Source organism: Frankia sp. AiPa1, assembly GCF_023243075.1.
Lineage (GTDB): Bacteria > Actinomycetota > Actinomycetes > Frankiales > Frankiaceae > Frankia.
The window spans coordinates 66398-79260 of record NZ_JALKFZ020000032.1 but is presented as its reverse complement, the minus strand read 5'-3'; the positions used below and the strand labels follow the sequence as shown (position 1 = coordinate 79260).

Genomic DNA, 12863 nt, shown 5'->3' with positions numbered 1-12863 from the left:
AAGATCGTCCTGCTCCCGTGGTCGGGGCCAGTTCCGTCACGTCGGCAGGAGACGCGCGCGGAACAGGTCGAGCACCTGGTCGAGCGCGGCCCGGGTGGGCTGGCCCGGCTCGTCGATGAGGTCCTCGGTGAGGACCGAGTGCGGCGGGTTCATGCTGTCCGGATTGGCCGCGTCGTCCTCAAGCTCGACGGCGACGAAGGCGTCGCCGAGCCGCTCGCGCAGCAGCCCGAAGCGTTCCGCCGGGACGATCCGGTCACCGCGAAAACGCAGGCCGAGTACCTCAAGGCCCTCGTCGGCGCACCGCCGCCGGACCGTGTCGAGGTCGGCCGCCGAGCAGTCGATGGCCCGCCGCCTGGCCGGGCGCAACGGGAACGGCAGCGACGGCTGGGACAGCACCGGCGCGACCAGGCTCGGATGCGTGGCCATGGCCAGCGCGAACCCGCCGGTGAAGCACATCCCGACCGCGCCGACGCCGGGGCCACCGAGGCGTCCGTGCTCGCCCGCGGCCAGAGCGCGCAGCCACTCGACGACCGGTGAGGTGCGCTCCGTCGCCCACACGGTGAACTCCCGGCTGACGCAGACCGAGGCCACCGACGCCATGGTGTAGCGGACCATGGCGAGGCGCCCTGCGGCGTACGGATCCTTGCCGGGGACGCCGAACAGGTGGGGCAGCACCGCCGTGCAGCCGATGCCGGCTACCCGGCGGGCGAAGTCGGCCACCTTCGGGGTGATGCCCGGCATCTCGGCGATGACGATCACGGCCGGGCCGGTGCCGATCCGGAACACCGTCCGCGTCCGGCCGCCGTGAGTGAACTCCGCGGCGTCGAAGTCAGCAAGACTGTCGTCGGACACAGCGCGCAGTCAACCAGACCGCCACAGCGGCAGCGAGCACCGCAACCGGATAGTGGTGCCATGTCGACAGCCATCGCGGACGTGGTCGCGTCGGCGCTCGAGCCTGCCGCAGCCATGGACACCCGCCGACGCCTACCGGGCCGCCGTTCTGGTCGGACCGCCGCCGATGGTGTCCCGTTCGCAAGGCCGGGGCGCCTCCCGGCACGCGTCCTAAGTCAGGACGTTGTGTAGGGACGTTGTGTAGGTAGGTGTGTGCCCCATCCACGTACACACGCGACACTCTGGCTACCGACAGCTACTTGAAGGCCTACTTGAAAATTAGATCAAGCCACCTGAGCTGCACAGATGCGCGATGCTGGCGTCTACTTGAAGGCCTACTTGAAGGCGACGCGGATCGTCCGGATGGCAGAGCTTCGCGGGTGCAAGATCGTAGGGTACGGGTGTGACCGCAAACGAGGTCGACACCGCCCTGGCGGCGCCGAGCGACGAGGTGGGGCTGGCGCTGCTGGCGCTCCCCGAAGATCAGTGGTTCGAACGGAAGTCGTCGCAGATCGCACCGAAAGACCTCGCTGTGCCGCTTGTCGCCTTTGCCAATGCCGAGGGTGGCACATTGATCGTCGGGCTGCATTCGGGGAAAGTTCAAGGGCTCCTGACCCACCCGAAGAAGACCAACGATTTCCGGCAGGTGCCGATCGATTTCACCGTACCTCCGGTGCGGGCACAGTTTGACCAGGTGACCTGCCGCAACCTTAACGGAGAGATCGACACTCTGCTTGTCGTGCGCGTGGATCCAAGCGAGCGCGTGCACGAGCTGAGGAACGGCGACTGCTACCTCCGGATCGGAGACGAGTCACGGAGGCTTGGCTTCGCCGAACGGCAGGAACTCGAGTACGACAAGGGCCAGACCCATTTTGACGGGATGCCGGCGCCGGGAATCACGATTGACGACCTTGATCACGGCCAGCTCGCCGTCTATGGCCAGAGGACCGGATCAACGAGTACGTTCGCACGGCTACTGGAAGCGCGAACCCTTATTACTCGCGACAAGCGGGTCACGAATGCGGGGTATCTTCTCTTTGGCGAACATCCTCAGGACCTCTTTCCGCAGGCGTATGTGCGGGTCTTGAAGTTCCTGACGACCGAGCGCGGTACCGGATCGCGACTGGGGCTCGACGATGACTCGGACATTCGCGTCGAGGGTTCGATCCCGCAGGCCGTCCACCAGGCAAGCAGCGTCATCGAGAACCTGATTCCAAAACGGCGGGTTCTTGGCGCAGACGGCACCTTCGTGGGTCGACCGATTGTCCCGCGGGACGCCTGGCTCGAGGGGCTGGTGAACGCCGTGATCCATCGGTCGTACAGCCTCGGTGGCGACCACATCAGAGTCGAGATCTACCCGAATCGGATCGAGATCGAGAGCCCGGGTCGGTTCCCGGGGCTCGCCGACCCGTCGAGGCCCCTGGATATCAGCCGTTTCGCGCGAAACCCGCGGATCTCCAGAGTCTGTGCAGACCTTCGGGTCGCACAGGAGATCGGTGAGGGAATCAAGCGCATGTTCGAGGAGATGCGTCGGGTCGGCCTCAGCGACCCGATGTACGAGCAGCGCGCTGGAAGCGTGCGACTGGTGCTCGCGGCCGTTCCTCGGCTGGATCCCAGGACTGCGGCGCGGCTCCCCCGAGGCAGCCAGGAAGTACTGGATGCACTGCGGGCCTCGGGTGGCCCGTTGGGAACCGGCGATCTCGCCGCGGCCCTCGGTATGAGCAGACCTGTCGTGGCGACTCGTCTCAAGGCGCTGGAATCCGAAGGCCTGATCCGGTGGTCCGGAAAGTCAAGCCGCGACCCCAGAGCTGTCTGGATCCTGATCGACGGATAGATATCCTGGACAGTAGGCTCGGGACTCGGCCGGCGTCGCAGGCTCAATCTATGCCCTCCGACGTGGACGTCCTGATCGATCTGATCGCCTACAGTGCCGACGACGCGGGCCAGCTGCTGCGGGTCACCGACCGGGTCGGCTCCCTGATCGTTCTGTCTTCTTTCGGCGTCTACACGGACGCGGCCAGACGCAATCTCAGGACCGCCGCTGACGGTCTCACGGCCTTCCCGGATTTCCCCGTCCCCCTTCGCGAGGACCAGCCAACGGTGTCCGCGGACGACGCGAGCTATCCCTATGCCGCGGGCAAGGTGGCGCTGGAGCGGACACTGCTCGAGGAGAGCCCGGTGCCGGTGACCGTGATCCGTGCGGGCGCCATCCATGGACCGGGTTCGACCTTCGCCCGCGAGTGGTGGCTGGTGAAGCGCGTTCTGGACGGCCGGCCGGCAATCGTGCTCTCCCACGGTCAGAACGTTTTCCACTCGGTAGCGACGACGAATCTCGCCGACCTGATCGCGGCGGCGGCCGAGCGCCCCGGCACCCGCATTCTCAACTCCGGTGATCCGCAACCGCCCACCGCACTGGAGATCACGCAGATTCTACTTCGCCTGATGGGTCACAGCCTGCCCGTGCTGCTACTCCCCGGCGAGCCGCCGGTACGTGGTGTCGGTGACCACCCGTGGCTGCTGGCCGGGTCGCTGGTGGCCGACCTCACCGCCGCGAAACAGGAGCTCGGCTACCGGCCGGCCACCAGCTACGCCGACGCCGCGGCTGGGACCGTCGCCTGGCTGCGCGATCAGGTCGCGGGCTCCGACTGGCGCCGCCACCTGCCTCAGCTGGCGGCCCGGGAACACCTCTTCGACTACGACGCCGAAAAGACATTCCTGCAACAGTTGGCCCGGTAGGGCGCACTTGCCCCCGCCAACAGCCCGGTGGCCGGCACTGCCCCTGCGCGCACATCACGCCGTGACCCGGCATGTCGGATCCGCTGCGCCCATGTCGGTCGCGCCGTGTACATATGGTGGCGGCAGTGATATCCGGAAGGGGCTGGTGACGCGTGGCCGGTGGGACGGCGTCAGAACGGGATCTTCGGACGGCCACCTCGCGGTTCGGGCCGTTCACGCATGTCACGACGGAGAAGGCAGAGCTGTATCGGGCGATCATGCGGACGTTCGTGCGGGCGAAGCAGCGGTTCAACGTCCATCTGCGCCCGGAGGATGTCGTCGAGATGCTCGCGGGCACGGCCGTTCCCGGCGATCCGGCCGCCCACGGCGGGTTGGCTGGCGCCGAGGCGCAGGCTGGCGCCAGCGGGGTGGCGGGTACCGGCGGGTTGGCTCATGCCGGCGGGCTGCCCGTCCGGGATGTCGACGCGGAGCTGCGCAGCCTGGTGGGCTGGGGGAACCTGCGTGGTGATCCGGACACCAGCCGGGTCACCACGGTCGAGGATTTCAACCGCCCGCGTTTCCTGTACCAGCTGACTCCGGCCGGCGAGGCGGCCGAGGCGGCCCTGGCGACGTTCGACGAGGCGCTCGGCCGGCGCGGCGAGCTGCAGGCCGTCGCCCTGTCCGACATTCACAGCCAGCTCCTCGCGCTGCTCGCGCTGCTCGGCGAACCCGAGCTCGACGCGGCGAAGGCGCATCAGCTGCTGCGGGATCTGGCGGGCGTCTTTCGCGGGCTGGCCGACAACGCGCAGGCGTTCATGGGATCGCTGCAGCGCACCATCGATCTGCACGACGCGGATCTCGACGTCTTCTTCGCGTACAAGGAACAGCTCGTCGAGTATCTCCAACGGTTCATCCAGGATCTGATCGTGACCTCGGCGCGCATCGTGGAGGCGCTGCATGCGATCGAGAGTCATGACATGGCCGTGGTCCTGCGCGCGGTGGCCGAACGCGAGGCCCGTGACGCGGCACCCGCTTCCGATGCCACCACCGAAGGCGGCGCCACCGCGGAGGGCAGCGCCACCGGCGCCATCACCACCACCGATGCCACCACCACCGATGCCACGCCCGCCGGCGCCGCCGTGACCAGCGACGGCGCCGCGCAAGGCGGCGTCGGGCCGGTCGGCGAACGGCTCGCGCTGTGGACGGAACGCTGGGAGGGGCTGCGACACTGGTTCGTGGGCGATCGGCTCCATCCCCCGCAGGCCCGGCTGCTGCGGGAGCGGGCGCGCGCCGCCGTCCCGGCTCTGCTCTCGGTGGTGCGGGTGCTCAACGAGCGCCGGTCCGGGCGCAGCGACCGGTCCGCCGACTTCCGCGCGCTTGCGCTCTGGTTCGCGCAGGCGCCGAGTGACGACGACGCCCATCGCCTGTGGCGGGCCTGCTTCGGGCTCGCGCCGGCCCGTCATCTCACCGTCGACGCGGCCACGCTCGCGGCCCGCGCCGAGAACCCGGTCGCGCCGTCGACGCCGTGGAGCGAGGCACCTCCGGTCCTGGTCGACATCCGGCTGCGCAAGACCGGGCGCTACGAACGTCGGGGCGCGCCCAACCGGATTCGGGACCGCAGTGCCGAACGCCGGCTGCTCGCGGAGAGGCTGGCGGCCGAGGAGGAGATAGTCCGCGCCGCCCGGCGTCGGCTCGCCACCGGCGTACCGGTGCGCCTGTCGGAGATCGCCGAGCTTGACAACCCGTCCTTCCGGCTCTTTCTCAGTCTTCTCGGCGACGCGCTCGCCCGCAGCCGCCCCGGGGAGCCGACCGTCGAGACGACGAACGCCGACGGGACGCTCTCGATCATCCTGACCGCGACCGCCGACGGCGCCCTGGCGACCATCCCCACCAGCGCGGGGAGGTTCACCGGGCCCGACCACGTCCTGGAGATCCACGATCTGCTCGCGGAGACGGCGTGAGCGGCCCTCGTCCGATCCCGCCGATCCAGCCGATCCAGCCGACCAGGCGACGGGCCGCGCCCGGGGCGTCCGGGACCTCCGGGACCTCCGGGACCTCCGGGACCATCGTCGACGCTCTGGACGCCCACCGCCTGGACGAGCGTCGCCGGGCGGTGCGCGCGGTCCTGCGGCGTCCGCTGCTGACCGCCCACGGCGCGGACGCGGCGGCCTTCCGGCTCGTGCGCAGACACCAGCTGTGGCTGCGGGACTGGTTCGCCCGGGAGGCCGGCTGGTCGCTGCGAGTCGATCCGGAGCTGGCCCGGCTCGCGAAGCTCCCGGCCGATCTCACCGACGGCACGCGTCCCGCCACGGCCGGGGCGGCGCTGGCGCCGTTCACCCGCCGCCGCTACGTGCTGCTCTGCCTGGCACTGGCCGGGCTGGAGCGGGCGGAGAACCAGATCACGCTGGGCCGGCTCGCCGAGGACGTGATGCTGGGCTGCGCGGCCCCGGACCTCGCCGAGTCCGGCATCGCCTTCAGCCTGGACAGCCGCGAGGAGCGCGCGGATCTCGTCGCCGCGGTGCGCATCCTGCTCGATCTCGGGGTCCTGCGGCGGGTCGCCGGGGACGAGACCACCTTCACCTCCGGGACCGGCGACGCCCTGTACGACCTCGACCGCAGCGCGCTCGCCGGCATGCTGGTCACCCGGCGCGGCCCGTCCACAGTCGCCGGCTCCAGCGTCGACGAACGGCTGGCCGCCGCCGTGGCGGAGCTGATCGTGGACACCGACGACGCGCGTAACCTGGCGCGCCGCCAGGCGCTGACCCGACGGCTCCTGGACGATCCCGTCGTCTACTACGCCGACCTCGACGCCGATCAGCTGGCGTATCTGACCAGCCAGCGGGCCGCGCTCATCCGGCGGATCACCGAGGCGACCGGCCTGGTCGCCGAGGTCCGGGCGGAGGGCATCGCGATGGTCGACCCCGACGGCGACCTCACCGACACCCGCATGCCGGAGGACGGCACCGACGGCCACGCCACGCTGCTGCTCGCCGAGCATCTCGCGCGTGCCGGGGCCCGGCTCGGTCCCGGCGAGCCGGTGCTCGTCCCGGCGCTGCACGCCCACATGCGCGAGCTCATCACCCAGCATCGCCGGCACTGGCGCAAGGGGGTGGCGGACCCGGAGGCGGAGATCCTCCTGGTGGACCGGGCCCTCGCCCGGATGGCCGCCCTCGGCCTGCTGCGCCGCGACGGGGACGCCGTCGTCGCGTTGCCCGCCCTGGCCCGGTTCGCCCTCGGCGAGCTGCGGGACACCACCGCGGGCGCCCAGGAGGCGCTGCTATGAGCGTCGCGCCGCCGGCCGCGCCAGCGCCATCGGCCGCAGCAGCGCCATCGGCCGGAGCAGCGCCGCCCCCCGTCAGCCGGCCAGAGCCGACCTCGACGCGCTGGCAGCCGCTGCGTGCGGGGCTGGTGGACGTCTTCCTCTACGACCAGGAGGAGTTCCACTTCCGCGACGGGAACCTGCTCCTGCGCGGCAACAACGGCACCGGCAAGTCGAAGGTGCTGGCAATGCTGCTGCCTTTCCTGCTCGACGGTGAGGTCTCGGCGCACCGGGTGGAGCCCGACGGGGATCCGAACAAGCGGATGGAGTGGAACCTGCTCATGGGCGGGCGCCACCCGCATCCGGAACGCCTCGGCTACAGCTGGCTGGAGTTCGGGCGGGTCGACGCCGCCGGCACCGCGAGCTACCGCTCGATCGGCGCCGGGCTGAAGGCGGTCGCCGGCCGGGGCGGCGTCACCACCTGGTTCTTCGTCGCCGACGGCCGGGTCGGCATCGATTTCGGCCTCGTCGGCCCGACCGGCGCCGCGTTGACCAGGGACCGGTTGGCCGATGTGCTCGGGACGCGCGGGCGGGTCTTCGAGCAGGCGTCGCGCTACCGGCGTGCCGTGGACGAGGCGCTGTTCGGCCTCGGTGAGGAACGCTACGACGCGCTGGTGAACCTGCTCATCCAGCTGCGCCAGCCGCAGCTGTCGAAGAAGCCGAACGAGCGGGCGCTGTCCGACGCGCTGACCGAGGCGCTCGCCCCGCTCGACCAGGCGGTTATCGCGGATGCGGCCGAGGCGTTCCGCGGCCTGGAGCAGGAACGAGCGGACCTCGCCGGGTTCGAGGAGGCGCACGAGGCCGCGACCGCATTCCTGACCCACTACCGCCGGTATGCGCGGCTGAGCGCTCGGCGGCGGGCCCGCGAGCCCCGCGTCGCCCAGTCGGCGTACGAGTCGGCGTCTCGCCAGCTCGCCGAGGTGAAGGCGGAACGCGAACGGGTCGAGACCGAGGCCGCGAAGGTCAGCGCGCAGGAGGCGGAGCTCGGCCACCGGATCACAGCGCTCACGGCCGAACGGAACACGCTCGCCACCCGGCCGGAAATGGACCAGGCCCGGGAACTGGCGCTGCTCGGCGAGCGAGCCACGGATCTGGCCGCCGCGGTCAACCGGGCCGGCGCCGAACTGGCCGCCGCCACGACGAGACGCGACGGCTTCGCGCGCCGGGCCGCCAGCGACCGCACCCGGGCGAACGGCACAGCCTCGGCGCTGGAGCGAGCGCGGGACGACGCCGAGGCCGCTGCGCGCGCCGCGGGTGCCCTGGGCGAGCATCAGCGGGCCGTGGAGCCGCTCCTCCTGCCGGAGGGACCGCCCGCCGGCGAGGTGCAGGCGGCGAGCCGTGGGGCGAGGCGGGCCGCCGAGGAGGTCGCCGGCCAGCGGGAGGAGGCTGTGCGGCTCGTCGCCCGCCTGATCACGGGCGCCCTCCAGGCTCAGGAGAAGGCCGCCGACCGGCAGCGGGAGCAGGACAGTGCCCTGTTCGCCCTCGACGAGGCCGCCGAGGCCACGGTGAAGGCGGGCGCCGCCTACCAGGCCACATCCACCGCCTGGGTCACCGCGGTGCGGCAGCATCTCGACGCGGCCGAGCAGCTACGCCTGCCTGAGCCCGAGGGCGTCCTGGCGCGGCTCGAGGACTGGCTCGACGACTTCGACGGGCCCAGCCCGCTGCTTGCCGCCGTCACCGCCTGCGCCCGTGGCCGGGAGAACGAGTACGGGGCGGCCGACCAGCGGCTGCGAACCGAGATCAGCCATGCGCGGGACCGCGCGGCCGCCCTGACCAGCGAGCGCCGTGGTCTGGCCGAGGGCGCGCGGCTGTCGCCCCCGGTCCCGTACACCCGCGCCGCGAGTCGTGACAGTCGGCCGGGCGCCCCCCTGTGGCAGCTCATCGAGCCGCGCGAGCCTGGCGATCAGCCCAGCTCGGCCAACGGCCAGTCCGGGGATCATCGCAACCTGGCCAGGCCGGCGCTGGACAGCACCGAGATCGCCGGAGTCGAGGCGGCGCTGGAGGCGGCCGGGCTGCTGGACGCCTGGCTGTGCCCCGACGGTCGGCTGCTGTCCTCCGACACCCACGACACCGTCATCCTCGGCGGCGCCGGCATCACCGGCATCACCGGTCAGGACTCCCGCCCGTCGCCGCGGGACACCGCGCATCTCGGGATGGTGCTACGGCCGGCCGTCGACCGCTCCGACCCGGCCGCGGCCGCCGTCTCCGACGCCACCGTCGCCTGGGTGCTGGCGAGTATCGGTCTGCTGCCCGCCGCCGATCGCTCCCGGGACATCGCAGCCCCGCAGGACGAACCCAGCCAGGACACCTGGGTTGCCGTGGACGGCCGCTTCCGGGTCGGGCGGCTGGCCGGCGCCTGGTCCAAGACCGCAGCGCACTACCTTGGACACGCGGCCCGGGAGCAGCACCGACGGACCCGACTCGCGGAGATCGACGAGGAACTCGCCGGCCTCGATCGCGGCATCGCCGCCGGTGAGGCCGGGCGCGAGGAACTGCGTCGGAGCCGGTCGATCCTCAACGAGGAGGTGACCGGGCTGCCGCCGGACACGGCCACCCGGCAGGCGTTCGCCGCTGCCCGGCAGGCGGAGCGGGACCAGCAGCGGGCCGCCACCGTGCATCTGGGCGCGACGACCGCCGCGCGGACCGCGCAGGCCGCCGCACACCGGGCGAGCGCCGAACGGGACGAGACCGCGGCACAACTCGCCCTGCCCGTCACCGCGACCGACCTCGACGAGGTCAGGACCGCGGTGGTCACCTATCGGGTGGCGCTGTCCGGGCTGTGGCCAGCCGTGCGGGAACGGGTGGAGGCCCACGCCCAGTTCCAGCAGACCGAGCAGGATCTCCACGAGGCGCAGGACGCGGTCGCAGAGCGCGAGGAGGAACGCGACCGGGTGCGCGGCGGTCACCTCGCCGCCCAGACGGCGTTCGAGACCCTTGCGCGGACCGTCGGCGCGGCCGTCGCCGAGGTGCAACGTCAGCTTGCCGCCGCGGAACGCGAGCTGGACCAGGCGGCTCGTTCCCAGCGCGCGCTCGGCGACCGCCGGATCGAGGTGGCCGAGGCGGTCGGCCGGGCTCGCGGCCGGGAACTGGAGCTGGCCGACAAGGTCGCCGAGTCCGGCGAGCGCCGCCGGGAGGCCGCTGGGAGGCTGCGGCGTTTCGCCGCCGGTGGCCTGCTCGCCGTGGCCGTTCCCGAACTCGAGTTCCCCGACCCGGCCCGGGACTGGGCGCCTGATCCGGCGGTCCGGCTCGCCCGGCAGATCGAGGCGGCGGTGGGAGACGTCGACGACTCGGACCCGGCCTGGGACCGGGTACAGAAGCTGATCACCGCCGAGCACAGCACGCTGCGGGAGGTGATGAGCCGCCACGGGCACCATGCCGCCGCCACGCTCACCGACGACGGCTGGGTCGTCGAGGCGACCTTCCGTTCCCGTTCGATGAGCCCGGCGGAGCTCGCGGACGCGCTCGCGGCAGAGGTCGCGGACCGCAAGCGGCTCCTGACCGAAAGGGAACGAACGATCCTGGAGAATCACCTGGTCAGCGAGGTCGCGAGCCATCTCCAGGATCTGATCAGCGACGCCGAGCGGCAGGTCTCTCGGATGAACGCCGAGCTTGACGAGCGGCCGAACAGTACGGGCATGAAGCTCCGCTTCCAATGGAAGCCCGGCCCCGACGCGCCGACAGGCCTCGGCCCGGCCCGCGAACGGCTGCTGCGCCAGGTCGCGGACGCCTGGTCGCCCGACGACCGGGAGGCCGTGGGCGAGTTCCTGCAGGCGCAGATCGAACGCGAACGCGAACGCGACGCCGGTGGCACCTGGCTGGAGCACCTCGGCCGGGCGCTGGACTACCGCCGCTGGCACGTGTTCTCGGTCCAGCGCTACGCGGGCGGCCAGTGGCGTTCCGCGTCCGGCCCGGCCTCGGGCGGCGAGCGGGCCCTCGCGGTGACGATCCCGCTGTTCGCGGCCGCGTCCGGGCACTACCGGTCGGCCGGTAATCCGCACGCGCCGCGGCTGGTCATGCTCGACGAGGCGTTCGCCGGGGTCGACGACGACGCCCGCGCCTCCTGCCTGGGTCTGCTCGCGGTCTTCGACATGGATGTCCTGATGACCAGCGAGCGGGAGTGGGGCTGCTACCCGACGGTGCCGGGCCTGGCGATCAGCCAGTTGTCGCGGCGCGACGGCATCGACGCCGTCCTTGTCACCCGCTGGCAGTGGGACGGACGTCAACGCCGGCCCGCCTCCACCGCCGACAGCCGGGCCACCACGCCGGCAGGCACGCCGATGACAGCGACGACACCGGCACCGGCACCGACCGCGCAGGCAGCAGAGGTGGCAGAGCAAGCAGGGGTGGCAGAGCGGCCAGGGGAAGCGGCCGGCGAGCGCGACGGCCGACCGCCGTCCGCTGGTGAGCGGAACCCCGCGGTCGCGCTCAGCATGGATGAGCTCTGGAGTTCCCCGTGACGGCCGGGGACGAGGACGTCGACGGCGCCCGGCTGGCCCGGCTGTTCGGGCCACAGTCGCAATGGATCGTCGAGCGGGCGCGGGCGCGACTCGAACGAGGGGCGCCGCTCGTCGGCCACGTGAGCCTGCCCGCGGCGACCGACGAACAGCGCGCGGCGGTCGCGGGCCTGCTGGGCACCAGGCCGCGGTCCGGCCGTTCGTTACGGGTCGACCTCGGTGACGTCGACGCCGTGGTGCGGCGCAGCGGATGTGCCCCGAGCCTGGCCGCGGCGGTCGTCGCGCTCACCGGACCGGTCACCGATCTCGCCGCGCAGGCCGTCGAGATGACCCGCGGCTGGGAGGCGGCCCTTGCCGTCGCGGATCCGTTGGTGGCGGCGCGGCCCGTCCTCGCCCCCTGGACCGACCGTCTCGTCACAACCGGCCTACTGCGCCGGCTTTGTGCCGGGCCGGAGCAGGCACGCCTGCTCATGACGGCGGCCGTGGCCGTGGTGAGCGCGCTGCCGGTCGACGGTGTTCCGATCTCGGTGCTGGCCGCCCGGGTGCTGGGCGATGGCCATGGCCTCGACGCGGACCGCCCGCTGTCCACCCTGATACTCGGTGCCGTGGCCCTGCTGGGCCAGGGAGATGGCCGGGGAGATCAGGTGCCCGGTCCCCGCACCACCGCCGAGTTCGGCCACATCACCGAGTCTGACCAGGCGGCCGAGTCTGGCCAGACTGGCGAGACCGAGCAGACCAGCGAGGCCGCCGCAGCGACCGGAGCCGGCAGAGCCGGCGAGACCACAGGCGAGCAACCGGAGCCCGCCGCTCGCGCGGCCCGCTCGGCCGAATGGCGGCGCGAAGCGTGGGCCGCCGTCGGCGTGCTGGTCAGCGAGCTCGCACTTCCCGCCCTGGTCCTCGGACTTCCCGGTGACACGCGCAGTGTCACCGGTCGGGCGCTCTCGCTGTGGCGGGAGGCCGGCCAGCCGGCGCACCTCTCGCTGCGCCAGCTGGTACGGGACCCGCCCACGTTCGACGCGCTGGCCGGGCGGACCGTGTCCGTCTGCGAGAACCCGACGGTCGTCAGTGCCGCGGCCGACCGTCTCGGCACGCGGTGCCGGCCGCTGGTCTGCGTCGCCGGAATGCCGGCCGCGCCGGTCAGCTCGCTGCTGCGGCTGCTGCGCGAGGCGGGCGCGCGGCTGCGCTACCACGGGGACTTCGACTGGGGCGGCCTCGCGATCGCGGGCACCGTCATCGACCGCTTCGGCGCCGTCCCCTGGCGGTATGACCGTGCCCACTACGAGGCGGCGTTGCGCCCCGGGCTCGCGGAACTCACCGGCCGCACGGTCCGCGCCCGGTTCGACCCCGATCTGGCCGACGCGTTGAACCTGCACCGACGCCGGGTGGAGGAAGAGGCCGTCCTCGACGACCTGATCGCCGATCTGCACGCCGCCTGACAGTCACATGGACTCCGGCCTGGTGCGGGCGAAGCAGCGATCAGGAGC

At 72.2% G+C, this 12863-nt stretch carries 7 protein-coding genes; 6 read left to right on the top strand and 1 reads right to left on the bottom strand.

What is annotated here, in order from left to right:
* Nucleotides 1-36: 36 nt before the first annotated feature.
* Nucleotides 37-852: a dienelactone hydrolase family protein gene (locus MXD95_RS04980; protein ID WP_250639339.1), complete on the bottom strand. Its 816-nt coding sequence runs from the start codon at nt 850-852 to the stop codon at nt 37-39.
* Nucleotides 853-1294: 442 nt separating this feature from the next.
* Here MXD95_RS04980 and MXD95_RS04975 point away from each other — a divergent pair, with 442 nt between their 5' ends.
* The 6 genes from MXD95_RS04975 (at nt 1295) to MXD95_RS04950 (ending at nt 12815) form a co-directional block, all read left to right on the top strand.
* Complete coding sequence (locus MXD95_RS04975; protein WP_250639338.1) at nt 1295-2725, top strand: ATP-binding protein; 1431 nt, start codon at nt 1295-1297, stop codon at nt 2723-2725.
* A gap of 50 nt (nt 2726-2775) precedes the next feature.
* Nucleotides 2776-3627, top strand: a complete 852-nt coding sequence (locus tag MXD95_RS04970; protein ID WP_250639337.1) for an NAD-dependent epimerase/dehydratase family protein — start codon at nt 2776-2778, stop codon at nt 3625-3627.
* Between the two features lie 152 nt (nt 3628-3779).
* On the top strand, nt 3780-5567 hold the full coding sequence (locus tag MXD95_RS04965; RefSeq protein WP_250639336.1) for a TIGR02677 family protein: 1788 nt from the start codon (nt 3780-3782) through the stop codon (nt 5565-5567).
* On the top strand, nt 5564-6889 hold the full coding sequence (locus MXD95_RS04960; protein ID WP_250639335.1) for a TIGR02678 family protein: 1326 nt from the start codon (nt 5564-5566) through the stop codon (nt 6887-6889). The genes MXD95_RS04965 and MXD95_RS04960 overlap by 4 nt, the downstream gene beginning before the upstream one ends.
* Nucleotides 6886-11382, top strand: a complete 4497-nt coding sequence (locus MXD95_RS04955) for a TIGR02680 family protein (RefSeq protein ID WP_250639334.1) — start codon at nt 6886-6888, stop codon at nt 11380-11382. Before MXD95_RS04960 ends, MXD95_RS04955 begins: the two co-directional genes overlap by 4 nt.
* Nucleotides 11379-12815 (top strand): TIGR02679 family protein, encoded by a 1437-nt coding sequence (locus MXD95_RS04950; RefSeq protein WP_250639333.1) that lies wholly within the window; start codon nt 11379-11381, stop codon nt 12813-12815. Before MXD95_RS04955 ends, MXD95_RS04950 begins: the two co-directional genes overlap by 4 nt.
* The last annotated feature ends 48 nt before the right edge of the window (nt 12816-12863 follow it).

What these genes read in the sequence shown, in the direction of transcription:
- MXD95_RS04955 (WP_250639334.1), top strand. Translation starts at nt 6,886, where the DNA reads ATGAGCGTCGCGCCGCCGGCCGCGCCAGCGCCATCGGCCGCAGCAGCG.
- MXD95_RS04970 (WP_250639337.1), top strand. Translation starts at nt 2,776, where the DNA reads ATGCCCTCCGACGTGGACGTCCTGATCGATCTGATCGCCTACAGTGCC.